Origin of the sequence: Pseudomonas sp. NPDC087336, assembly GCF_044744285.1 — a bacterium.
GTDB lineage: Bacteria > Pseudomonadota > Gammaproteobacteria > Pseudomonadales > Pseudomonadaceae > Aquipseudomonas.
Genome location: NZ_JBIUYA010000004.1, coordinates 23,985 through 47,320, shown reverse-complemented (window position 1 = coordinate 47,320; position 23,336 = coordinate 23,985). Strand labels below are relative to the sequence as shown.

The 23,336-nt window shown below is 58.9% G+C and carries 26 protein-coding genes; 9 read left to right on the top strand and 17 right to left on the bottom strand.

The features are described from left to right. The first annotated feature begins 26 nt into the window (after window positions 1-26). Window positions 27-515, top strand: coding sequence for a DMT family transporter (locus ACIO0C_RS05145; RefSeq protein ID WP_401308687.1), 489 nt, complete (start codon window positions 27-29; stop codon window positions 513-515). Window positions 516-607: 92 nt separating this feature from the next. Here ACIO0C_RS05145 and ACIO0C_RS05140 read toward each other — a convergent pair whose 3' ends face one another. From ACIO0C_RS05140 to ACIO0C_RS05120, 5 genes are all read right to left on the bottom strand, one after another. Continuing rightward, window positions 608-1,939, bottom strand: coding sequence for an MFS transporter (locus tag ACIO0C_RS05140; RefSeq protein WP_401308685.1), 1,332 nt, complete (start codon window positions 1,937-1,939; stop codon window positions 608-610). A gap of 173 nt (window positions 1,940-2,112) precedes the next feature. Continuing rightward, the gene (locus tag ACIO0C_RS05135) at window positions 2,113-3,039 is read right to left on the bottom strand and encodes a hydroxymethylglutaryl-CoA lyase (protein WP_401308683.1); all 927 of its coding nucleotides are present in this window, start codon (window positions 3,037-3,039) and stop codon (window positions 2,113-2,115) included. Further along, the gene (locus ACIO0C_RS05130) at window positions 3,036-4,229 is read right to left on the bottom strand and encodes a CaiB/BaiF CoA transferase family protein (protein ID WP_401308680.1); all 1,194 of its coding nucleotides are present in this window, start codon (window positions 4,227-4,229) and stop codon (window positions 3,036-3,038) included. Before ACIO0C_RS05130 ends, ACIO0C_RS05135 begins: the two co-directional genes overlap by 4 nt. Window positions 4,230-4,333: 104 nt before the next feature. Beyond that, complete coding sequence (locus ACIO0C_RS05125) at window positions 4,334-5,236, bottom strand: LysR family transcriptional regulator (protein WP_272604986.1); 903 nt, start codon at window positions 5,234-5,236, stop codon at window positions 4,334-4,336. Between the two features lie 410 nt (window positions 5,237-5,646). After that, on the bottom strand, window positions 5,647-6,624 hold the full coding sequence (locus tag ACIO0C_RS05120) for an IS5 family transposase (RefSeq protein WP_401308676.1): 978 nt from the start codon (window positions 6,622-6,624) through the stop codon (window positions 5,647-5,649). Window positions 6,625-6,658: 34 nt separating this feature from the next. Between ACIO0C_RS05120 and ACIO0C_RS05115 the strand changes: the two genes are divergently transcribed. From ACIO0C_RS05115 to ACIO0C_RS05105, 3 genes are read left to right on the top strand one after another with little or no spacing between them, the layout of a single operon-like run. Next, window positions 6,659-7,873, top strand: coding sequence for an aminotransferase class I/II-fold pyridoxal phosphate-dependent enzyme (locus ACIO0C_RS05115; RefSeq protein ID WP_401309236.1), 1,215 nt, complete (start codon window positions 6,659-6,661; stop codon window positions 7,871-7,873). 18 nt (window positions 7,874-7,891) lie between these two features. Next, window positions 7,892-9,058: an MFS transporter gene (locus tag ACIO0C_RS05110; RefSeq protein WP_401308673.1), complete on the top strand. Its 1,167-nt coding sequence runs from the start codon at window positions 7,892-7,894 to the stop codon at window positions 9,056-9,058. A gap of 46 nt (window positions 9,059-9,104) precedes the next feature. Then, window positions 9,105-10,124 (top strand): DUF4917 family protein, encoded by a 1,020-nt coding sequence (locus ACIO0C_RS05105; RefSeq protein ID WP_401308670.1) that lies wholly within the window; start codon window positions 9,105-9,107, stop codon window positions 10,122-10,124. Between the two features lie 102 nt (window positions 10,125-10,226). Here ACIO0C_RS05105 and ACIO0C_RS05100 read toward each other — a convergent pair whose 3' ends face one another. Beyond that, window positions 10,227-10,769 carry a helix-turn-helix domain-containing protein gene (locus ACIO0C_RS05100; RefSeq protein ID WP_401308667.1) on the bottom strand — a complete coding sequence of 181 codons (543 nt, stop codon included), beginning with the start codon at window positions 10,767-10,769 and terminating at the stop codon, window positions 10,227-10,229. Window positions 10,770-10,880: 111 nt separating this feature from the next. Between ACIO0C_RS05100 and ACIO0C_RS05095 the strand changes: the two genes are divergently transcribed. Beyond that, window positions 10,881-11,663, top strand: coding sequence for an aldolase (locus ACIO0C_RS05095; protein WP_401308664.1), 783 nt, complete (start codon window positions 10,881-10,883; stop codon window positions 11,661-11,663). Between the two features lie 30 nt (window positions 11,664-11,693). Then, window positions 11,694-12,581 carry a dihydrodipicolinate synthase family protein gene (locus ACIO0C_RS05090; protein ID WP_401308662.1) on the top strand — a complete coding sequence of 296 codons (888 nt, stop codon included), beginning with the start codon at window positions 11,694-11,696 and terminating at the stop codon, window positions 12,579-12,581. Window positions 12,582-12,704: 123 nt separating this feature from the next. On the opposite strand, the gene ACIO0C_RS05085 is transcribed toward ACIO0C_RS05090, so the two are convergent. From ACIO0C_RS05085 to ACIO0C_RS05075, 3 genes are all read right to left on the bottom strand, one after another. Next, window positions 12,705-13,049, bottom strand: coding sequence for a YegP family protein (locus tag ACIO0C_RS05085; RefSeq protein WP_401308659.1), 345 nt, complete (start codon window positions 13,047-13,049; stop codon window positions 12,705-12,707). A 120-nt stretch (window positions 13,050-13,169) separates the two neighbouring features. Continuing rightward, window positions 13,170-13,475 carry a ribbon-helix-helix domain-containing protein gene (locus ACIO0C_RS05080; RefSeq protein WP_401308656.1) on the bottom strand — a complete coding sequence of 102 codons (306 nt, stop codon included), beginning with the start codon at window positions 13,473-13,475 and terminating at the stop codon, window positions 13,170-13,172. A gap of 14 nt (window positions 13,476-13,489) precedes the next feature. Next, window positions 13,490-14,071, bottom strand: coding sequence for a DJ-1/PfpI family protein (locus ACIO0C_RS05075; protein ID WP_008055591.1), 582 nt, complete (start codon window positions 14,069-14,071; stop codon window positions 13,490-13,492). 216 nt (window positions 14,072-14,287) lie between these two features. Between ACIO0C_RS05075 and ACIO0C_RS05070 the strand changes: the two genes are divergently transcribed. Continuing rightward, on the top strand, window positions 14,288-15,178 hold the full coding sequence (locus tag ACIO0C_RS05070; protein WP_401308654.1) for a DMT family transporter: 891 nt from the start codon (window positions 14,288-14,290) through the stop codon (window positions 15,176-15,178). A 12-nt stretch (window positions 15,179-15,190) separates the two neighbouring features. Here the strand turns inward: ACIO0C_RS05070 and ACIO0C_RS05065 are convergent, their stop codons facing one another. The 3 genes from ACIO0C_RS05065 to ACIO0C_RS05055 all read right to left on the bottom strand — a co-directional run bounded on the left by ACIO0C_RS05065 (window position 15,191) and on the right by ACIO0C_RS05055 (window position 17,181). After that, the gene (locus ACIO0C_RS05065) at window positions 15,191-16,405 is read right to left on the bottom strand and encodes a class I SAM-dependent methyltransferase (RefSeq protein ID WP_401308651.1); all 1,215 of its coding nucleotides are present in this window, start codon (window positions 16,403-16,405) and stop codon (window positions 15,191-15,193) included. A 132-nt stretch (window positions 16,406-16,537) separates the two neighbouring features. Further along, on the bottom strand, window positions 16,538-16,900 hold the full coding sequence (locus ACIO0C_RS05060) for a hypothetical protein (RefSeq protein WP_401308649.1): 363 nt from the start codon (window positions 16,898-16,900) through the stop codon (window positions 16,538-16,540). Window positions 16,901-16,902: 2 nt separating this feature from the next. Further along, window positions 16,903-17,181: an ogr/Delta-like zinc finger family protein gene (locus ACIO0C_RS05055; RefSeq protein WP_401308646.1), complete on the bottom strand. Its 279-nt coding sequence runs from the start codon at window positions 17,179-17,181 to the stop codon at window positions 16,903-16,905. Between the two features lie 299 nt (window positions 17,182-17,480). Between ACIO0C_RS05055 and ACIO0C_RS05050 the strand changes: the two genes are divergently transcribed. Further along, on the top strand, window positions 17,481-17,909 hold the full coding sequence (locus tag ACIO0C_RS05050; RefSeq protein ID WP_401308643.1) for a helix-turn-helix domain-containing protein: 429 nt from the start codon (window positions 17,481-17,483) through the stop codon (window positions 17,907-17,909). A gap of 76 nt (window positions 17,910-17,985) precedes the next feature. Here the strand turns inward: ACIO0C_RS05050 and ACIO0C_RS05045 are convergent, their stop codons facing one another. From ACIO0C_RS05045 to ACIO0C_RS05025, 5 genes are all read right to left on the bottom strand, one after another. Beyond that, window positions 17,986-18,342 (bottom strand): putative holin, encoded by a 357-nt coding sequence (locus ACIO0C_RS05045; protein ID WP_401308641.1) that lies wholly within the window; start codon window positions 18,340-18,342, stop codon window positions 17,986-17,988. Then, complete coding sequence (locus tag ACIO0C_RS05040) at window positions 18,329-18,610, bottom strand: helix-turn-helix domain-containing protein (RefSeq protein WP_401308638.1); 282 nt, start codon at window positions 18,608-18,610, stop codon at window positions 18,329-18,331. Before ACIO0C_RS05040 ends, ACIO0C_RS05045 begins: the two co-directional genes overlap by 14 nt. 134 nt (window positions 18,611-18,744) lie before the next feature. Beyond that, on the bottom strand, window positions 18,745-19,362 hold the full coding sequence (locus ACIO0C_RS05035; protein ID WP_401308636.1) for a TPM domain-containing protein: 618 nt from the start codon (window positions 19,360-19,362) through the stop codon (window positions 18,745-18,747). Between the two features lie 43 nt (window positions 19,363-19,405). Then, window positions 19,406-20,158 (bottom strand): TPM domain-containing protein, encoded by a 753-nt coding sequence (locus ACIO0C_RS05030; protein ID WP_401308633.1) that lies wholly within the window; start codon window positions 20,156-20,158, stop codon window positions 19,406-19,408. A 29-nt stretch (window positions 20,159-20,187) separates the two neighbouring features. After that, window positions 20,188-20,793 carry a LemA family protein gene (locus ACIO0C_RS05025; protein WP_008055581.1) on the bottom strand — a complete coding sequence of 202 codons (606 nt, stop codon included), beginning with the start codon at window positions 20,791-20,793 and terminating at the stop codon, window positions 20,188-20,190. A gap of 247 nt (window positions 20,794-21,040) precedes the next feature. Between ACIO0C_RS05025 and bglX the strand changes: the two genes are divergently transcribed. Beyond that, entirely contained in the window at window positions 21,041-23,332 is a 2,292-nt protein-coding gene (bglX, locus tag ACIO0C_RS05020; protein ID WP_401308630.1) for a beta-glucosidase BglX, read from the top strand. The last annotated feature ends 4 nt before the right edge of the window (window positions 23,333-23,336 follow it).

Below are 23,336 nucleotides of genomic sequence, written 5' to 3'. Positions count from 1 at the left end.
CCAGAAAAACCTGTTGGAGAATGAATATGAGTACGTTGCATTGGGCGGGTCTGTTGCTGCTTGCCGCGTTCGCCGGTGCGGTGGTGCCGTTTCAGAGCGCGATCAACGTCAATCTCGGTCGCGGCCTGGGTCATCCGTTGTGGGCGACCCTCGCTTCATTGGTGGTGAGCATTATGGTGCTGTTGCCGATCATGCTGGCGATGCGTTTGCCGTTGACGTCGCTGGCGTTCATCGGCAAGGCGCCGCTGTGGATGTGGGCCGGTGGTGCGTTTGGGGTGTGTTTTATTTCACTGGCGCTGGTGTTGCTGCCCAAGCTTGGTGCTTCGGGATTCATGGCCTTGGCGTTGGCGGGGCAAGTGGTGGCGTCGCTGGTGCTGGATCACTTTGGGTGGTTTGGGTTGGAGGAGCGGCAAATCACCTTGCCGCGATTGGCTGGAGCGGTGTTACTGATTAGCGGGGTGGTGTTGATTCAGTTGGGTGATTCGGCTGGAAAAGCGATCACGGCTACGTCTTGAAGAGCAAAAGATCGTCCGAACGCGGCCCGAGCCTTCGGCAGCTCCTACAGGGATGCGTGGTCCTAGGGGGAGCTGCCGTAGCCTGCGAGCCCTTAGAACTTGTCGAGCGTACGCAGCTTCTGCGGCAAGCCCCACAACAGCAACGCAACAGCGATCAGCGCGCAGACACCTATGACGTACAACGCCGGTGTGGTGCTGCCGGTCAGGTCCTTGATCCGTCCGACCATCACCGGGCTGACGATTCCCCCGAACTGCCCCAGGGTGTTGATCACCGCGATCCCGCCCGCGGCACCCGCGCCGGCACCGGCCAGCAGTTTCGGCGGCAGGGTCCAGAAGCTCGGGATTGAGGCGATGATGCCGGCGCCGAGCAAGCCCAGTGCGACGATCAGGAAAGTCGTGTGGTTAGCGAAGATCCCGGCACAGAAGAAACCAATTGCACCGACAGCGACCAGGCCGGCGACAAACTTGCGTCGCTCGCCAGAGGCATCGGACAAGCGCCCGATCACCACCATGCTGATGGCGCCGCAGATGTACGGGATGGCCGTCAGCAGACCGATCATTACCGGGCTCTCGGTGCCTGCGCTGCGGATCAGTTGGGGTGCCCAGAAATTCAAGCCGTAGGACGCCACCTGGATCAGGAAGTAGATCAGGCCCAAGGTCAGGAACCCGGGGATTCGCAGCGCGGCGAGCAGCGAGCCGCCACTCTTGTGCGGTTCATGGTGAGCGATACGGCTGGCCAGCAGGGCTTTCTCCGAGGGTGTCAGCCAATGGGCGTCTTCGATGCGGTCCTTGAGCAAGGTCAGCACCAACAAGCCGAGGCCGATGCACGGCACGCCGCCGAGCAGGAACAGCCAATGCCAGCCGGGCATCTGCAGGACACCGTCGAGGTGTTGCAGCACCAGCCCGGAGAACGGCGCGCCGACCAGCCCGGCGAAGGCCGATGAAAGGAACAGCATCGAGGTGATGCGCCCGCGGTAGTGCTGGGGGAACCACAGCGTCAGGTAGTACAGCACACCTGGCGCAAAACCCGCCTCCATCGCGCCGATCAGGAAGCGCAACACGTAGAACTGCCATTCGCTGTTGACGAACACCATCATCGCCGTGGCCAGGCCCCAGGACATCATGATCCGGGCGATCCAGCGTCGCGCGCCGACCTTGTACAGCATCATGTTGCTCGGCACTTCGAAAATCACATAACCGACCACGAACAACCCGGCGCCCAGGCCATAAGCGGTGTCGCTCAGACTCAGGTCGGTCTGCAGCTGGAACTTGGCGAAGCTGATGTTGATGCGATCGAAAAACGCGAACAGGTAGCAGACCATGATCAGCGGCATCAACCGCCAGGCTACTTTGCTGACCAGGGCTTTTTCTTCATCGTGGCTAACGGCCGGGCTCGCGCCGGCCTCCATTGCATTCAGGCTCATTGCGGTTCTCCAGGCGGACTTCCCTTGGGGTGTCCGATTGTTTTTGTTGTCTGGTTGGATGTGACGTTCTTCTGCAGGAGCCGGCTTTCTGGCGATGTGGTGGGTCAGTCGAGATTGATATTGACTGGGCTGACCTCTTCGCTGGCAAGCCAGCTCCTACAGGTTCGCGGTGGTCAGGAGGGCACGGGGTGCAGGTCGCAATTGCGTCCGGCCTTGGCCAGTTGGCCCGGCACCTCGTGGCCGAGCAGCGCGGGTAATCCTCGGGACAGCTTGAGCAACAGCGGCAGGTCGATGCCGGTCGTTATGCCGATTTCATCGCACAGGTTCACCAGGTCTTCCGTGCAGATGTTGCCCGAGGCGCCCGGTGCAAACGGACAACCGCCGAGGCCGCCGAGTGCCGCGTCGAAACGCCGGGCACCGGCCTCGTAAGCGGCCAGCACGTTGCACAAACCAAGGCCACGGGTGTTGTGGAAATGCAGGGTCAGGTCCACTGGCGATACACGCTGCAACACTCGTCGCACCAACCGCTCGACCTGCCGCGGATTGGCCATGCCGGTGGTATCGGCCAGAGTGATGCCCTGGATGCCGAGTTCCTGATAGGCCTCGACGATTTGCAGTACCCGGTCCTCATCGATCTTGCCTTCGAATGGGCAACCGAAGGTGGTGGCGATGCTGGCGTTGAGACGCACCGGTGTGCCGTGCACGAACGCCACGATCTCGCCAAAAGCGGCCAACGAGTCTTCGCAGCGCATACGCATGTTCGCCAGGTTGTGGGTCTGGCTGGCGGACATCACCAGGTTCAGCTCATCGGCATTGCAGGCCAGTGCCCGTTGCGCGCCCTTGAGGTTGGGGATCAGCGCCACATAGATCACACCCGGTTGGCGGGTGATGCCCTTGAACACCAGCTCACCGTCGCGCAACGCGGGAATGGCCTTGGGCGACACGAATGAGCCGGCCTCGATACGGCTGAACCCGGCCTGCGACAGCTGATTGATCAGCGCGATCTTGTCGACGGTTTCAACCCAGGTCGGCTCGATCTGTAAACCGTCGCGCGGGGAGACTTCCTGAACGATCAGGCGCTCGGAATAATCAGTGATCATTGCACCACTCCTTCGACTTTCAGGCGTTCGATGTCTGCCAGCGTAAGACCAAGCTGCGCAAGGATACCGTCGGTGTGCTGGCCCAGACCCGGACCCGACCAGTTGACGCCTCCGGGAGTCTGCGAGAGTTTGGGCACGATGCCCGGCATCTTCACCGTGGTGCCACCTGGCAGCTCGGCAGTGAGCAGCATGTCCCGCGCCTGATAATGCGGGTCGGCCACGATGTCGGCTACCGAATAGATGCGCCCGGCGGGAACTTCGGCGGCTTCCAGCGCCGACAATACGTCGTCGATCGGCAGGCTGCTGGTCCAGTGGGTGATCGCCGCATCGAGCAGGCCGCTCTTGGCCGCACGCCCGTCGTTATGGGCGAATTCGGCGGCGTCGGCCAGATCCTTTCGGCCAATGGTGTGCATCAGTCGCTTGTAGATCGGATCGCTGTTGCCGGCGATCACCACGTAGGCGCCATCGGCCGTGAGGTAAGTATTGGAAGGTGCGATGCCCGGCAAGGCGCCGCCGCTGCGCTCACGCACATGGCCGAGCATGTCGTATTCCGGCACCAGGCTTTCCATCACGTTGAACACACTTTCGGCTAGCGACACGTCGACGATTTGCCCTTCGCCCTGCCCGGTCTTTACCCGCAGCAGCGCCATCAGCGCGCCGATCACGGCGTGCAGCGATGCCAGGGAATCGCCAAGACTGACGCCCACCCGCGCCGGTGGTGAACCGGGGGTGCCAGTGGTGTAGCGGATGCCGCCCATGGCCTCGCCGATGGCGCCGAAACCCGGACGGTCGCGGTACGGGCCGGTCTGGCCGTAACCGGAAATCCGTACCAGGGTCAGGTTGGGGTTGAGGGCATGCAGCACGTCCCAACCGAGGCCGAGTTTTTCCAGCGCGCCGGGACGCAGGTTTTCGATCAGCACATCGGCGCTGGTCGCCAGTTGCTTGACCAGTTCGATGCCTTCGGCGGACTTGAGGTTCAGCGCCAGGGATTTCTTGTTGCGCGATTGCAAGTACCACCACAGCGAGGTGCCTTCGTGCAGCTTGCGCCATTTACGCAGGGGGTCGCCCTGGCCCATGGCTTCGATCTTGATCACTTCGGCGCCGAACTCGGCGAGCATGCGCGCGGCGAAGGGCGCGGCGATCAGCGTGCCGATCTCAATCACTTTGATCGCACTCAAGGGGGCAGTCATCGCGGGGTACCTCTTGTTCTTGGAATATGTGCCAAGGCTAGAGGACAGCAGGCTTGGCAATCCAACCTTCAGTTGGCAACGGGCGTTCGCGAAACGCGAACGCCTTAACCGCGCAAATGCTCAAACAACATTCGGCTCACCGGCGACAGCAACGCCTCATCGCGCACCACCAGAATCAGCGCCCGATCCGACCAGGCATCGGTCAATGGCACCGCATGCAATCCCAACGCCCGGCCAAACAGTTCATAAGCCCGCTGCGGCAGGACGCCAATGCCCATGTTGGCCTGGATCATGCGACACATGGCGTCGAAGCCCGGCACATGGATACGCACTCGCAATACCCTGCCAGCTTCACGCGCGGCGGCATGGGTGCGCATATTGATCGAACTGGCCGCATGCAGCCCGACGTAATCGCTGTCCAGCGTCTCGGCGAAGGCCAGGCTCGAGCGACTGGCCAATGGATGATCCGGCAACATCAATACCATCAACTTGTCCTGACGGTAGAGCACGCTGTGCAGGCCCTTGATGTCGCTGTCGATGGAACAGATCCCGAGGTCGGCCACACCATCGAGCACCCCCTGGATCACCCCGGCGCTGGGTCGTTCTTCCAGGTCGGTCTTGACCTGCGGGTGGCGCTCGGAAAAATCCCGCAGGTCTTCGGGCAGGAACTGAATGATGGCCGACAGGTTGGCGAGCATCCGCACATAGCCCCGCACACCGTGGCTGTGCTCGCCCAGTTCCAGGCCCATTTTCTCGACGTTGAACAACATCTGCCGGGCGTGATGCAGCAAGGTTTCACCCGCCGGCGTCAATGTCATGCCCTTGGCCTGGCGCACGAACAGGCTGATCCCCAGCGCCTCCTCAAGCTCCATCAAGCGCTTGCTCGCCGCCGACACCGCAATCGCTTCACGCGCGGCGGCACGGGTAAGCGTGCCCTCTTCGTGGACAGCGACAAACAGTTGCAGGGTGATCAGGTCGAGACGGCGGATCAGGCTTTTTTGCAGCATGGAGAGCTCGATGACGTGAGGGTCGACGGAGACGGCAGGATAGCCCGGTTTGTATTTAACCTGACAAGGAACCGAACATAATCGTCCTACACATATATCTCCTGTAACACACAGCGTTGCCAGAATCGGCTGATTCTATGGCTGTCACGTCCTCTGTAAAGTCTGGAAAACACGAACAGTACTTCTCAAGGACAGCCACACTCTTATGGACCAAACAAGATTTTCGACAAACAACTTCACCAACTATCGGAAACTCATCTCGCTAGGGAAGGTCTGAAGTAGTCAGCGATTTTTGATGCCCTCGTTGGTAGAGATTCAAAAAACGCTGGCTGGTCAGAAATCAGACCTTTCCTGTTCTTAACTCATCGTTTCACCCTTGAGCGACGCCTTTTCAAGGCGCTTTTCCCGCATTACAGGCGCACCTCTCCCGCGACCAGCAGTCGTTTTCGCATCATCCACAGGTTCGACAGGGCAAATAGCGTGGCCTGTTGCGCGGTGTTTTTCATCAGGCCGCGAAAGCGCACTTTCGTATAGCCAAACTGACGCTTGATCACTCGGAATGGATGCTCAACCTTCGCCCGCACTTGTGCTTTCGCATATTCGATTGTGCGCCGCAGGCGCCCGATCAAACTCTTTTTCGCGTGTTTTTTATAGCTGCTGGGCCGGGCGGCAATCGACCAGATCATCTTGCGATTCTGATGCTCAGGACGCTTGTCCACGCCGGTGTAACCGGCATCGCCAGATACGTATGATTCCTCGCCATGCAGCAACTGATCGACCTGCGTCACGTCCGCCACATTGGCCGCCGTGCCCACCAGGCTATGCACCAAACCCGACTCGGCATCGACGCCGATATGCGCTTTCATCCCGAAGAAATACATGTTCCCCTTCTTCGTCTGATGCATTTCGGGGTCGCGTTTGCCGTCTTTATTCTTGGTCGAACTCGGCGCATGAATGATCGTCGCATCGACCACCGTACCGTGGCGCAACATCAGGCCACGGTCGCCCAGATAACCGTTGATGACCTGCAAAATCCCGCCGGCCAATTCATGTTTCTCCAACAAGCGCCGGAAGTTGAGGATCGTGGTTTCATCGGGAATCCGATCCAGATGCAGTCCCGAAAACTGGCGCAGGATAGTGGTCTCGTACAGCGCTTCTTCCATCGCCGGATCGCTGTAGCCGAACCAGTTCTGCATCAGATGAACTCGCAACATCGCCATCAACGGATACGCCGGACGACCACCTTCGCCTTTCGGATAATACGGCTCGATCAAGGCAATCAGACCCTTCCAGGGCACGACCGGATCCATCTCGATCAGGAAACGCTCGCGGCGGGTCTGCTTACGTTTGCCGGCGTACTCGGCATCGGCGAAGGACATCTGTTTCATCGGGGCTCAACCGTCGTATTCGGATCAGACGGCTATTTCACCAAATCTGAAAGTCTTTTTCAGAGTTTCCCTAGCTGATCATGATTGGGAGACAGCACAAACAGGAAAAATTGCCGGCCTCAATGTCGAAATTGAAAACACGAATCAGATGATTGACCAGTACGGGCGCTCCTTTCACCACTTCTGTACCACCTCCTACCTGGGGCTGGATCATCATCCAGCCCTTCTTGAAGGTGCCATGAGCACCCTGAGAGAAACTGGCACTTTACGTGTCGCAAACTCGAAAAATCGCTGCAAACTCACAATTCTTGAACAGTACGAAACCGAGTTGTCCGAGTTGTTCGGCGCCAATTGCCTGAGCGCTTTATCATGTAGTGCAGCCAGCTCCGGAGTTCTACCATTGCTGGCCAGTGGCGTGTTCACGCAGGACCAATCACCTTTAATGGTTTTTGACAGATTGGCGCATTATTCGATGAACCATCTTAAGGCCGCGTGTGCAGATGAAACCCGCGTAATGACATGTCCGCATAACGACATGGACTATCTCGAAGACCTATGTAAACAGAACACGAAAGTCGCCTATGTTGCCGACGGAGCCTATAGCATGGGTGGCGTTGCTGACTTGGATAGCTTGCTGTATCTGAAGCAGCGATATGGCTTGTTTCTTTTTTTGGACGACTCACACGCACTATCCGCCGTAGGAAAATTCGGCACAGGACTTGTTCGCCCTCGATTGGGTGCTCTGGACGAGGACACGTTGATTGTTGCTTCGCTGGCCAAGTCATTCGGAGCGAGTGGCGGAGTGGTCATGCTGGGTTGCAATCGACAGAAAAAGCTCATTGAACGTTATGGGGGACCCAGCAACTGGTCACAAAGCCTCAACAGTGCTGCTATCGGAGCCGGCAGAGCGTCAATCCGTCTCCATCGCACTCCTGAGTTTGCTGCATTGCAGCAAAAGCTTCAGACAAACATCCGGCTTTTCGACAGCCTTGTAAAAACTGAACAACGCGATTCCAATATGGCGATTCGGCTTGTTCACTGTGGTGCAGCGACACTTGCAAACAGCATCGCAACTGAATTGGCCAACCGAGGCTTCTTCACTTCGGCGGTGTTCTTTCCGGTAGTCGCGCAAGGAAAAGCTGCAATTAGAATCACCTTGCGCGCCGATATGGATCCACTGCTGATCCGCCACTTTTGCAAGCTAGTCACCGAGCTTTTGCGTACTCACGGACAGGATGTCGACTGCTAAAAAACCAGGGACAACTCAATGAAAAACAACACCACCCTCCTCGTTACCTGCTGCACGGTTTTTCTTGCGCAACTGGGCATGAGCATCTACCTGCCGGCGTTACCGGAAATTGCCCATGGACTGGCTGCCGAAGCGTCACAGGTGTCTTGGGGGCTAGCGGTGTATCTGATCGGTATGGCCCTGCCAATGTTGTTCTGGGGCAGTCTCGCCCAGCATATCGGCCGCAAACCGGTATTGCTTGCGGCATTGGGTGTGTTTGGTCTGGGAAATCTCGCCTTGCCCTTGGGCTCGACCCTGGAATCGTTTCTGGTCCTACGCCTGCTTCAAGGCGTTGGTGCCAGCGGGATTTCGGTAATGGCCCGGGTGTTGATCCGCGACAGCTTCAGCGGTGACCTGCTGGCCAAGGCGTTCTCCTGGCTTTCGATTTCCTTTGTGGTTGCGCTGGGTATCGGCCAGTACCTCGGGTCGATCATTCAGGTGGCGCTGGGCTGGCCAGCAATTTTCTACCTGTTGGGCGGCGTGAGTCTCACGATGGCGGTGGTCGTGGCGCGAATCACCTTTGCGCCACGGTTTGAGGAAAACGCCCGGTTAACCACTTGGCCGAGCTACTGGCAAATTCTTCGTCATCGGGACTTTCTGTTGCCGGCGTTGGCCGGGGGGTTGGGATACGGGGTAATCATTGCCTTCAACACTGCAGCACCACTTATCCTGCAAGGACCATTCAATTGGTCGCCCGTGGAGTATGGGCTATTGGGCTGGCCCATCAGCGCGGCGTATTTTCTGGGAGCGCTGGGGGTCAATAGCCTGGTACTTCGTACCGGCCGACATTGGCTGATGAAGATCGGTGTGGGATTGGTGCTGGCTGGAAGCGCGGTGATGTTGCTGGGGAGTGTCGCAGGCACCTCAATAGCACTTCTGTTCTGGCTACCCTACTGCTTTGCAGTATTCGGCCAGTCACTTAACTACCCCATCAGTCTATCCCTGGCCAACGACGGTGCGCCGGTGGGCGGTGCTTATGCAATGGCGCTAAGTGGTTTCATCCATCAACTGATGGCTGCCGCCATTGGCGCGATTGCGAGCCTGATCGCCACTGCGCAGGCATGGCCGCTATCGCTGCTTTGCACCTTGCTGGCCTTGGGCGCGATGATCTGCGTGATGCGGGCCAGGCTCAACGCCCGACCATGATAAAGTCGCCGCCCATCAGACCTTTTGCTTCGAGACGAGCCCCGCAATGACCGATTTCCAGGATGTCGACGCCCAACTTGAAGACTGGAACGTCTTGCGCAGCAGCGCTGCGTTCGACGGTCTGCTGGTGGGTAATGGGGCCAGCCGTGCGGTGTGGGACGACTTCGGCTACGACTCGCTGTTCGAAAACGCCCGCACCGTCGAAGAAAAACCCCTCAGCCCGTCCGAGCTGAGTGTGTTCGATGCGCTGCAGACACGCAGTTTCGAGCAGGTGCTCAGCGCCTTGAAAACCACCAGCCGGGTCAACAAGGCCTTGGCCGTCAGCTCTGCCGCACCGCGTAATCGTTACTACGCGATCAAGGAAGCGCTGATCAACACCGTGCACGCGGTACACATCCCGTGGCGGTTGGTCGAGGCGTCGAGCCTGGCAACGATTGGTCAGGAACTGGGCCGTTATCGCACGGTGTTCACCACCAACTACGACTTGCTCAATTACTGGGCGATCCAGCAGCAACCCGAGGCGATCACCGATCTGTTCCAGGGTTCAGAACCTGCCTTCGACCTGAGCGTTACCGCCACCGCAAAAACCCGCTTGCTGTACCTGCACGGCGGTCTGCACCTGGTGCGCAATCAGGACGGCACGGCGCGCAAACTGATGTCGACCGAGGGCACGTTGCTGGGCAATTTCGCCATCAACAACACGATCAAGACCCTCGACGACGTGCCGTTGTTCATCAACGAAGGGCCGAGCGCGGACAAGCTCAAGACCATCCGCAGTTCCGATTACCTGTCGTTCTGCTACGACCAGTTGCTCGGCCATGGCGATGGCTTGTGCATTTTCGGGCATGCATTGGGCGAGCAGGACAGCCACATCGTGCACGCCTTGCGCCTGGCGAAACCGAAGGTGGTGGCGATCTCGATCTACCCGCGCAGCAAGGCGTTCATCCAGCATCAGAAGCGGCATTACGCGAAGGTGTTCGAGGGGACGAGTGTCGAGTTGCGGTTTTTTGATTCGAAGACGCATGTGCTGGGTAGCCCGAAACTATCGGTTCCAGTCGAAGTTTAGCGGTGCGTCGGCTGGCCTCATCACGAGCAAGCTCGCTCCCACAGGGGGAATGCATTTCACTGTGGGAGCGAGCCAGCTCGCGAAGGCGTCAGCCCAGTCAACTCATTCCTCGCTGCTATGCACCACCACCAGCAATTGCGCCTGCACTTCGCCCACCGAGCGTAACCGGTGCGGTTTCTGTGAGTTGAAGTGCAGCGCATCACCACGGCTCAGCAGCACGCGCTCGTTGACGAAATCCACTTCCACCTGCCCCTCGTGAACGAATAGAAACTCTTCGCCCAGGTGTTCCTTGAAGGCTCTATCGGTGAATTCGGTCGGCGGGTAAATGATGAACGGCAGCAAGCTGCGTTCGCTGACCTGATGGGCCAGCACCGCATAACCCCGATTGTCGTCGCTGGCCCCCAGTGGCTGGCGCTCATGGCTGCGCACCAGGCTGTAGCTGTCGAGGCTGACCTTGTCTTCGGAAAACAGCTCCTCGACCTTCACGTTCAGTGCCTTGGCCAGTTTCAACGCGGCCGCGATCGACGGCGTATTCAGGCCGCGTTCGACTTTTGACAGATAACTCTTGGTCATGCCGGATTTTTCCGCCAAGGCCTCAAGGGTTACGCCAAGTTTTTTTCTCAATAATTTCAAACGGATAGACATGTATAGCGATTAATCCATCAAGGAGGTGACGAATTGTCCTTGCCTATGACACAAAGTGTCATATAGCATCTTTCGTGTCATACGCATGACCCAGCCAAAGAGGACACCGATATGGCGAAGACATTAGCACTGCCCAAAGATCAACTGGTCAAGCAAGCGCTGACCCAGATGCAAAACACCCTCACGGATAATACGTGGACCGACCGGCAAAAGCTGGCCCTGACGTGCCGCATTCTGTTCGAGAATGGCCATGACTCTGGCCTGGCCGGGCAAATCACCGCCCGCGGCCCGCAGCCTGGCACCTATTACACTCAACAACTGGGCCTGGGTTTCGACGAAATCACCGCGGGCAACCTGTTGCTGGTCAACGAAGACCTGGACGTGCTCGAAGGCCATGGCATGCCCAACCCGGCCAACCGTTTCCACAGCTGGGTGTACCGCGCCCGTCCGGATGTGAACTGCATCATTCACACCCACCCGACTCACGTCGCGGCGTTATCGATGCTGGAAGTGCCGCTGCAGATTTCCCACATGGACCTCTGCCCGCTCTATGACGACTGCGCGTTTCTCGAAGGCTGGCCCGGTGTACCGGTGGGTAATGAAGAAGGCGAATTGATTGCCGGCGCCCTGGGCGACAAACGGGCGATCCTTCTTTCCCACCACGGCCAGTTGTCCACCGGCACCACCATTGAGGAGGCCTGTGTGATTGCCCAACTGATCGAGCGCGCCGCCAGGTTGCAGCTGCTGGCGATGAGCGCCGGAACCATCAAGCCGATCATTCCAGAGCTGGGCCGTGAAGCCCACGACTGGATTGCCCGGCCCAAGCGTCACGCCGCCGCTTTCAATTACTCCGCCCGGCAGAACCTGCGTCGACACGCCGATTGCCTGAACTGAACCCAGATCTTTTTTTAACGGAGAGACACCATGTCCACCGCAACCATTCACGGCATCATCGGCTACACTATCACCCCTTTTACCGCCAATGGCGAAGGCGTTGACCTGGACGCGCTCGGGCGCTCCATCGACCGCATGATCGACGGCGGCGTGCATTCCATCGCGCCACTGGGCAGCACTGGCGAAGGCGCTTACCTGAGTGACGCGGAGTGGGACCAGGTCGCCGAGTTCAGCATCAGGCACGTGGCCAAGCGTGTGCCGACCATTGTCAGCGTGTCCGACCTGACCACTGCCAAAGCGGTCCGTCGCGCCCGCTTCGCCGAAGCCCATGGCGCCGACGTGGTGATGGTGCTGCCGACGTCATACTGGAAACTCAGCGAAGCGCAAATCCTTGCGCACTACCGCGCCATCGGCGACAGCATCGGCGTACCGATCATGCTCTACAACAACCCGGCCACCAGCGGCACCGACATGTCGGTGGAGCTGATCCTGCGCATCGTCAAGGGCGTGGAAAACGTGACCATGGTCAAGGAGAGCACTGGTGACATCCAGCGCATGCATCAACTGTATCGCCTGGGCGAAGGTCAGGTGCCGTTCTACAACGGTTGCAACCCACTGGCGCTGGAGGCCTTCGCGGCCGGAGCAAAAGGCTGGTGCACTGCGGCGCCGAACCTGATCCCCCAGCTCAATCTCGACCTGTACGAAGCCGTGCTGGCCAACGACTTGAACAAGGCACGTGAACTGTTCTATCGCCAGTTGCCGTTGCTGGACTTCATTCTCAAGGGTGGTTTGCCGGCGACCATCAAAGCCGGTTTGCGCCAAACCGGGCTGGAGGTGGGTGATCCACGGCTGCCGGTGTTTGCCCTGGATGACGCAGGACTTGGGCAACTGCAAGGCCTGTTGAAAACTCTGCGTTGATCGTTCCGCCACTGATCGTTCCCATGCTCTGCGTGGGAATGTCTCAAGGGACGCTCTGCGTCCAGTGACGCGGAGCGTCACTGGCTGCATTCCCACGCAGAGCGTGGGAACGATCTCTAACAGTCAAAGCACCGGCAGGGTCTTGTCCTTGATCACCTTGGTCGGGCCGTTCGTCTTCACACTGGCGATGCCTTTCTCCAGCGCGGACTCAGAGGAATAGGCTTCGCTGCTGCCGATAGTCTCGTGGTTACCCGCCTTGAGGTTGAAGTAAGGATGGCCATCCTTGGTGGTTTTCTTCTCGTAGCGTTCATCGAGCGGGCTATTGGCCTGCACCGACGCGATGCCTTTGTCGGCCGCCGCGCGGGTGGTGTACAGCTCACTGGTCAGAATGGTTTCGGCGTTCGCCGCCTTCAGCACGAACCTGAACTGACCGCTGCTGCTCTTGCTCACTTCATACCATCCGGACATGTTCTTTCTCCTTGGCGAATGAGGGGATTGCGCGCTTCAGAGTAAAGACCAGGCCGGTATTTTTGTCGCCTGTACCGGCCTCTTCGCGGGCATGCCCGCGAAGAGGTCAACACGGTTGTGCTACTTCACCGCAGCCCGCACCACCGACAACTCCGGCGCCTGCACCCGCCGCTGGGTCAGATAGCGCGTACAACTCACCCGCAAGAACGAAGCAAAATTGACCACCTCACCGCGGTAGTCCATGACCTCTTCATACAACTTGGCAATCAGCTGATTGGTGGTCATGCCGTCGCTCTCGGCGATTTCGCTGAGGATGTCCCAGAACTGATTCTCCAGACGCAGGGTGGTGACCACCCCGCAAATGCGCAGCGAGCGGGAGCGCGATTCGTAGAGAATCGGATCTGCTTTGACGTACAGCTCGCACATGGACGGGTCTCCCGTTACAGCGTGATTTTGGTGCCCAGCAAGCCGAGAAAACCGGCGAGCCAGCTCGGGTGGGCAGGCCAGGCCGGTGCCGTCGCCAGATTGCCTTGAACATGGCCGTCCGTCACCGGGATATCGATAAACGTACCGCCCGCCAGGCGCACTTCTGGGGCGCAGGCCGGGTAGGCGCTGCATTCACGCCCCTCGAGAATCCCGGCGGCGGCCAACAATTGTGCACCATGGCACACGGCGGCGATCGGCTTGCCAGCCTTGTCGAAATCGCGCACCAGTTCCAGGACTTTTTCATTCAGGCGCAAGTACTCCGGCGCACGACCACCGGGGATCAGCACCGCGTCGTAATCCGCCGCTTTTACCTTGGCAAAATCGAAGTTCAGGGCAAACAGATGACCTGGTTTTTCACTGTAGGTCTGGTCGCCTTCGAAGTCATGGATGGCGGTGCGCACGGTCTGGCCGGCGCTCTTGTCCGGGCAAACGGCATGCACCGTGTGACCGACCATCAGCAGGGCCTGGAACGGTACCATCACTTCATAGTCTTCGACGTAGTCGCCAACCAGCATCAGGATTTTTTTCGCCGCCATGGGGAGGACTCCTCTGGGAAATGCATGGGCATGCAGGAGTATTCAAGGTAGTCCTTATCCGTGGGGGTGGGTAATAACCAGCTACTACGGCGATCACTTGGCAGCAGCTTCGCTCCCAACTGTACGGATAATTCTGTGCCCAGCTGTAAGCGCCAAAAACAACGGTTTATGGCTAGATGAAAGCACCTCCCATCTTCCAAGATTCTGGTTGCCATCATGTCCACCCGCGAAAACACCGGCATGGCCCTGGGCCTGCTCGGCGTTGTGATCTTCAGCCTCACCCTGCCCTTCACACGCATCGTCGTGCAGGAAATGCATCCACTGCTCAACGGCCTGGGCCGGGCGCTGTTCGCGGCTATTCCCGCGGCGTTGCTGTTGTTGTGGCGGCGTGAGAAATGGCCAACCTGGAAGCAGGTCAAAGGCCTGACGCTGGTCATTGCCGGGGTGATCCTCGGGTTCCCGGTCCTGTCGGCGTGGGCCATGCAAACCTTGCCGGCGTCCCATGGCGCACTGGTCAATGGCTTGCAGCCACTGTGTGTGGCGCTGTACGCCGCATGGCTATCCCACGAACGCCCGTCGAAAGCCTTCTGGGCCTGCGCCGCGCTGGGCAGTGCGCTGGTGCTCGGTTATGCGCTGATCAGCGGGGCCGGCAGCATCCAGGCCGGTGACCTGTTGATGCTCGGCGCGATTGCGGTGGGCGGCCTGGGGTACGCCGAGGGTGGCCGATTGGCCAAGGAAATGGGTGGCTGGCAAGTGATCTGCTGGGCACTGGTGCTGTCGACGCCGCTGCTGGTCGGGCCAGTGCTGTACCTTGGGTTGCAACATCAGGGCGAGATCTCGGCCAAGACCTGGTGGGCCTTCGGCTACGTCTCGCTGTTTTCGCAATTCATCGGGTTCTTCGCCTGGTATGCGGGGCTTGCCATCGGTGGCATTGCCCGGGTCAGCCAGATCCAGCTGCTGCAGATTTTCTTCACCATCGGCTTTTCGGCGCTGTTCTTTGGCGAACACGTCGAGCCGATCACCTGGCTGTTTGCTGGCGGGGTGATCCTGACCGTCGTGCTGGGACGCAGGACGGCGGTCAAGCCTGCACGTATTGCCACGGCCTGAATCGGGCGGTGATCAGAGGTAACCGTCAGCCCGCAACAAGGTTTCCAGGCAATGCTCGGTGATGTGGTAGAACGCCTTGAGTTCCTGGATCTTCGCCAATAGCTGGGCCGGATCACCCGGTTCGGCACGCTTGACTGCCAGGATCATCTTGTTTTTGTTGGTGTGGTCCAGCGAGATGAACTCGAACACCTTGGTCTCGTAGCCACAGGCCTCGAGGAACAGCGCACGCAAGCTGTCGGTCACCATTTCCGCCTGCTGTCCCAGATGCAAGCCGTATTGCAACATCGGCTTGAGCAATGCCGGGCTCTGGATTTGCAGGCGGATCTGTTTGTGACAGCACGGCGAGCACATGATGATAGAGGCACCGGAACGAATGCCGGTGTGAATCGCATAGTCCGTGGCGATGTCGCAGGCATGCAACGCGATCATCACATCCAGCTCGCTCGGTGCCACGCTGCGCACATCACCGCACTTGAAGACCAGCCCTGGGTGCTCGAGCTTTGCCGCGGCGGCGTTGCACAGGGTGACCATGTCTTCACGCAACTCGACGCCGGTCACTTGCGCTTCGGTCTTCAGGGTATTGCGCAGATAGTCGTGGATCGCAAACGTCAGGTAACCCTTGCCGGAGCCAAAGTCCGCCACGCGAACCGGGCGGTCCAACGCCAGTGGAGACGAGGTCAGCGCATGGCTGAAGACTTCGATGAACTTGTTGATCTGCTTCCACTTGCGCGACATCGCCGGGATCAATTCATGCTGCGTGTTGGTGACGCCCAGGTCGGCGAGAAACGGCCGGTCCAGCGCCAGAAAGCGGTTTTTCTCGCGGTTGTGCCCGGCGGACGGCACTTCGCGCAATTGCTGGGGTTTGCTCTTGAACAGTGAAGATTTGCCCTTTTTGCTATATTCGAGCTGGGCTTCATCGGTCAATGACAACAAATGCGCATTCTTGAACGATGCCGGCAACAAGTCTTTGATAAGCGCTACACCGTCGACCAATGGCAAGTTCTTGGTGATGTCGCGGGTCTTGTAGCGATAGACGAAGGACAGACAGGACTGCGCCTTGACCGTCACCGGCTTGATGATGATCCGCTGCAGATCCGCTTCATTGCCCGCGTACTTGGCCAGCACCAGCTTGATGAAGGCGTTCTGCTCCAGGCTCGATTGCAGCAGGTCGATGAACTGGGCGTGATGGTCCGGCACGAGGCTGGCGGGAGTGGCGGTGACGGACATGGAAAAACGGCCTCGGGCAGTACGAATCGGAGAATGCCCGGTATTTTAGGGGGGATGCGGGTTTTGGGCACGGGGTTATTTTTCGCAGGCCCGGTAATATGCCCCCAGACCTGCTTTGCATTCGCCGATACTTCAGGGCTCCACCAGCCGAAGTTTGCGATTGCTCGGTGAATTGATCACATGCCTGACGATCAATCCCACCGGTACGGCCCACGTCAAGCCATTGGCCGGGTCAGTGATGACCGCGACGGTGTCGGAGCTTGCGCCGATGTCCAGGCGTCGTCGATCGTTGCAGGACTTGAGCTCCCCATAGGCGTGGCTGACCAGTCGTTCCGCCAGGTGCATCGGCACATCAATCCCTTGCAAGTGCTTCACGGCACGACAGAACAGCACCTGGTCATCAACGGCTGCATCGCTTTCATGACGGGCCAGGAATCCCTGGGCGATGGTCAACAATTGCTCATTCAAATCCTCGTCTTCAACAATTGCGCTCATGTTCATGACTCCAGAGGCGCCGACGTCGTCGGTTCACTTGGTGCAACAGGCCGGGCGGCGTGCCGCAAATCGGGTCCGGCGAAAGGTAGGCGCACGGCAGGATTGGGCATTCCACTGGGAGAGAGTTCGTGAGTCATTTCGAACTCGGCCCGTACCGACCAGCCGCAGGCTTCCGACGTACATTGCAAGTAGGCTATCCGCAGGAAAATATGACGCCCCTCGCTGGTGCGGATTCGCATCCGACTCAAGCAGTGCGGACACACCATTTTGTATGTACTCATGCCTGGATCCCACTGTTCATCGGGTGGTAATCAACATAATCAAACGCAATACTGCTTGAAGCGAAGATTGCTGCAACCCGGCACTGCAAGTAACGCCCACCAGAAAAAAGAAAGTGCAATGAACATCGGCGCATTGGATGAGAACCAAACATGTAGGAAATCACCCTGCTACCATTAGGAAGTTTCGACATCAAATTCATCTGACTCATAGTTGAAGATTGATTACTCATTTAAAAGAAATACTCATTGCGCATACATTAAGCACTCAAACAGCATGTGTCAAAAGGAAGAGGCTCAAATTGCGTAGCAAAAAATCTCAGGCTGTTTTAGCGCGACTAAAGCAAATTACTGGCACAAAAAGCGATGCATCTTTGTCTTCGGCGCTACAAGTCAGCCCACAAACCCTCAGCAGCTGGAAGGGTCGCGACAGCACGCCATACTCATTATGCGTAGATATCGCTCAGTCGCGCGGTATTTCACTCGACTGGTTGTTGCTGGGTGAAGGGCCGGTCCTGCGCGACAGCGCTGCTGCCAATGCCGTTGAACACAATCAGGAAACAGCCACTCGGGAGAACACAATTCTCGCGATGTGGCGATTGCTCAGCGAAGAAGATCGCTGCGCCATACAAAATGCCCTGGAGGAAAAACGCCGCCTGCGTGAAATGGAACTCAAACTTTCAGAGATGGCGTCTATTCTGTCGACACTTCAACAGTCGAACGAAACATAATGTCATGCTGTTTACTTGAAGGCGCAGCACTCGCGCAATGTTGCTGCGGCACTTGATGATGACAAGTTAATACCCATCAGCCTCGTCCTTTGAGGCGCTCAATGATTTCACCCAGGCCAGCGCCATCGACCCACTGCATGACCTTGACGCTGATGGGAATAATGATCAGTGCGCACAGAAATGCCGTTACCCCCGCAGTCAGGAAAGGCGCCAGCGGCAGCGCGACGGGGGTAAACAGATAGCCAACGCCCGCCGAAAGCAACCAGGAGCCGATACGCTGCCAGGCCTTGAAGTCAACGCGAGTGGTCGTAACCAGCCACGCCCCGAGCGATGCACCAAACAGCGCTTCGCCATCAATCGCAGGCAGTGTAGCGATCCCCAATCCCAGCAGGAGCCCACTGATACTGTTGTAAGCCGAATCAGTCAGGTTCATGGACACCTCGATCATCGACGCTGTCGATGACAATAACTCCTGACTCAATGGCCTTGAGCAAGGCGGCATGCCGGGACCTGACCGCAAACTTGCGGCGAATGTTGGAAAAGTGGAAGTTGATCGTGGTTGGCGAGCAATTCTGGATCCTGGCGATTTCCCAGGAAGTCTTGCCTCTGAAGCACCACATTAAGGCTTGTGTTTCTTTCGCGGTCAGATGGACCGGCGGCGCGGCAGCGGCAAAAGAGTCGAGCGGTAGATGCGTTGACATAAATACTCCCTCTACGTCAGAGTGCCCGTCACAGGGCGTTCGCTATTGGAGGGAGATGTTGAAGACCAGACAGGCGCCGGACAACCTGCCGCAGTTGTACCGTCAAGCGTTACAAAAGTGTGCGACGGCCAGCCTCAACCGAGCACGACCAGGCGGTTTGGCAACTCGTTGCGTACATGCGTCACCGGCACGTGCACCTTGAGCAACTCACCGCACGCCTCGACGCAGGTGACAAAGCCCTGCAACGTCTGGCCCTGTCGCACCTGCCGGGTGAAATCCGCGACAATCGCATCCCAATTGCTGTTGTCCAGCCGACTGGAAATACCCTCATCCACCAGGATTTCCACATAGCGCTCGGCTTCAGAGACGAAAATGAGGATTCCGGTGCTGCCGACCGTGTGGTGCAGGTTCTGCTCCAGGAATTGCCGGCGCGCCAGGTTCGAGGCGCGCCAGTGACGCACCGAACGGGGAATCAGGTGCGTGGTGATTTTCGGTATGCGCAATACCAGGCACAGCACGATGAAGGTGATCCATTGCACCAGCAGCAGGCTGTGCAAGGTCAGCCAACCGGTCAGGTAATGCACGATACCCGGTAGCACCAGTGCCAGCAGGCTGGCCCAGAGCAGCGGGATGTACACATAGTCGTCGGCGCGAGCCGCGAGCACGGTGACCAGTTCCGCGTCGGTGTTTCGCTCGACCCGGGCGATCGCCTCGGCGACCTTGCGTTGCTCGTGTTCAGTCAGTAATGCCATGGGGTTGAATGCCTGCTCGCTATAGTTTTTATCCGCTGTGTCATCACCAGCCGCCCGAGGAACCGCCGCCACCGAAACTGCCCCCTCCGCCGCTGAAGCCCCCGCCCCCACCGCCGCCGAAACCACCGCCACCAAACCCGCCACCGGAACCACCGGAACCGCCACGTCCGGCTGGAAGGATACCGAGCATTTGGCAAACAAATACTGTCAGGATGAACATCAACACCACAAACACGAACAACCCCGGGTGCCGCGAAAGGAAATCGTCACTGGGATCGCCGCTGGACTCGTAGACCGTCGAGGGTTCGTCCAGGGGATTGCCGCCCAGTACCACCAGCATCGCCGCTACCCCGTCGCTGATGCCTTTACTGAAATTGCCAGCCTTGAACGCCGGGGTGATGAACTGATGGATGATCACCGAACTCTGGGCATCGGTCAGGCGATCTTCCAGGCCATAGCCGACTTCGATGCGCAATTTGCGCTCATCACGGGCAACAATCAGTAACGCGCCGTTGTTCTTGTCCTTCTGGCCGATGCCCCAGTAGCGGCCCAGTTGGTAACCGAAATCGGCGATATCGGCGCCCTGCAGGTCTGGCAAAGTCACTATCACAAGCTGCTCACCGGTGACTTTTTCATGGGCCTGAAGCTGTTGCGTCAACTGCTCGCGCACCGAAGGCTCGATCAACTGGGCGTTGTCCACCACCCGCCCGGTCAGCTCCGGGAACTTCAATTGAGCCTGGACCGTCAGGGCAAACACCCACAGCAACAACACCAGGCCAGCTTTCAACACGCGCATGGGCTACCTCGTCCGTGGTGACGCTACGATCAGAATTTGACCTCGGGTGGCTTTTCCGACCCCGGCGTAGCCTCGAAGGTCTCGCGTTCCGGCAGGTTGCTGTACATCACCGTGTGCCACAGGCGACCGGGGAAGGTGCGGATCTCGGTGTTGTATTTCTGCACCGCCAGGATGAAATCGCGTCGAGCCACGCTGATCCGGTTCTCGGTGCCTTCAAGTTGCGACTGCAGGGCCAGGAAGTTCTGGTTGGCCTTCAGGTCCGGATAACGCTCGGACACCACCATCAGGCGGCTCAAGGCGCCACTGAGTTGATCCTGTGCCTGTTGGTACTGCTTGAGCTTTTCCGGGTTGTCGAGCGTGGAGGCGTCAACCTGGATCGAGGTGGCCTTGGCCCTGGCTTCGATCACGGCCGTCAGGGTTTCCTTTTCATGCGCGGCATAACCCTTGACGGTTTCCACCAGGTTGGGGATCAGGTCGGCACGGCGCTGATACTGGTTCTGCACCTGGCCCCAGGCGGCCTTGGCCTGCTCATCGAGGGTCGGGATGTTGTTGATGCCACAGGCGGTCAGCAACGTGGCCAGCATGAGCAACGTGGCAACTTGCAGCCTCGACCGGTAGGACTGTCGAACATTCATCAGGGTGATACTCCCTTCACGTTTCATGGAAAAAACAACCGGCGACCCTCTCGGCCGGCTCTTGGGGCATAATCGGCCGCGCCACTGGATTGCATCCGGGCAATGGGCTAAAAGATGCCCTGCGCAAAAATCGCATCGGGCATTCGGCTGCCGTTTTTTGAGTCAGCACCCGAACAACAATAGTCGCTCCCTAAATTTTGGCTGGCCGGCGTGTACATCGCCGCTTGGGCCCTTGAGAAAACTATTCATGAAGAAGCTGTGTTTGCTGGGCCTGTTCGTCAGCCTGGCCAGTCATAACGCACTGGCCGCCACGACGCCCGCACCCCTGGAGAACAAGGACGCTTTCGTCAGCAACCTGATGAAGCAGATGACCCTCGATGAAAAAATCGGCCAGTTGCGCCTGATCAGCATCGGCCCGGAAATGCCCCGGGAGCTGATCCGCAAGGAAATCGCGGCCGGCAACATCGGCGGTACGTTCAACTCGATCACCCGCCCGGAAAACCGTCCGATGCAGGACGCGGCCATGCGCAGCCGGTTGAAGATCCCGATGTTCTTCGCCTACGACGTGATCCACGGCCACCGCACCATTTTCCCGATCCCGCTGGCCCTCGCCTCGAGCTGGGACATGGACGCCATCGGGCTGTCCGGGCGCATCGCCGCCAAGGAAGCCGCGGCTGACAGCCTCGACATCACCTTCGCACCGATGGTCGACATCTCCCGCGACCCGCGCTGGGGCCGTACATCCGAAGGCTTCGGCGAAGACACCTACCTGGTGTCGCGCATTGCCGGGGTGATGGTCAAGGCGTTCCAGGGTGCAGGTGCCAACGCCGCCGACAGCATCATGGCCAGCGTCAAGCATTTCGCCCTGTATGGCGCGGTCGAAGGCGGGCGCGACTACAACGTGGTCGACATGAGCCCGGTCAAGATGTACCAGGATTACCTGCCGCCTTATCGCGCCGCGATTGACGCCGGCGCTGGCGGGGTGATGGTCGCGCTGAACTCGATCAACGGCGTGCCGGCCACCGCCAACACCTGGCTGATGAACGACCTGTTGCGCAAGGAATGGGGCTTCAAGGGCCTGGCAGTCAGCGACCATGGCGCTATTTTCGAGCTGATCAAACACGGCGTCGCTCGCGATGGCCGTGAGGCGGCGAAGCTGGCGATCAAGGCCGGCATCCACATGAGCATGAACGACACCCTGTACGGCAAGGAATTGCCGGGTCTGCTCAAGGCCGGCGAGATCCAGCAGAGCGACATCGACAACGCCGTGCGTGCGGTGCTGGACGCCAAGTACGACATGGGCCTGTTCAAGGACCCGTACCTGCGCATCGGCAAGGCCGAGGACGATCCGGCCGACACCTACGCCGACAGCCGCCTGCACCGTGCCGAGGCCCGCGATGTAGCGCGCCGCAGCCTGGTGTTGCTGAAGAACCAGGGCGAAACCCTGCCACTGAAGAAAACCGCGAAAATAGCCCTGGTCGGCCCGCTGGCAAAGGCCCCGATCGACATGATGGGTAGCTGGGCCGCCGCCGGTCGTCCGGCGCAATCGGTGACCCTGTTCGATGGCATGAGCAATGTGATCGGTGACAAATCGACGCTGATCTACGCCCGTGGCGCCAACATCACCAGCGACAAGAAAGTCCTCGATTACCTGAACTTCCTCAACTTCGACGCCCCGGAAGTAGTGGATGATCCACGTCCGGCCAACGTGCTGATCGACGAAGCGGTGAAAGCCGCCAAGGATGCCGATGTGGTGGTCGCCGCGGTGGGCGAATCCCGTGGCATGTCCCACGAATCGTCGAGCCGTACCGACCTGAACATTCCGGAAAACCAGCGCGAGCTGATCCGTGCCTTGAAGGCCACTGGCAAACCGCTGGTATTGGTACTGATGAACGGCCGTCCACTGTCGATTCTCGAAGAGAAAGAACAGGCCGACGCGATCCTCGAAACCTGGTTCAGCGGCACCGAAGGCGGCAACGCCATCGCCGACGTGCTGTTTGGCGACTACAACCCGTCGGGCAAACTGCCGATCACCTTCCCGCGCTCGGTGGGGCAGATTCCGACCTACTACAACCACCTGAGCATTGGCCGGCCGTTCACACCGGGCAAGCCAGGCAACTACACCTCGCAGTACTTCGATGACACCACCGGTCCCCTGTTTCCGTTCGGCTATGGCCTGAGCTACACCGATTTCAGCCTGAGCGACATGGCACTGTCATCGACCACGCTGAACAAGACCGGCAAGCTCGACGCCAGTGTCATGCTGAAAAACACCGGCAAGCGTGACGGCGAAACCGTGGTTCAGCTGTACATCCAGGACGAGACGGGCTCGATGATCCGTCCACTCAAGGAGCTGAAGAACTTCCAGAAAGTCATGCTCAAGGCCGGTGAACAGAAAGTCGTGCAGTTCACCATCACCGAAGACGACCTGAAGTTCTATAACACCCAGCTCAAGTACGCCGCCGAGCCGGGCAAGTTCAACGTGCAGATCGGCCTGGACTCCCAGGATGTGACGCAGCAGAGCTTCGAACTGCTGTAACCCC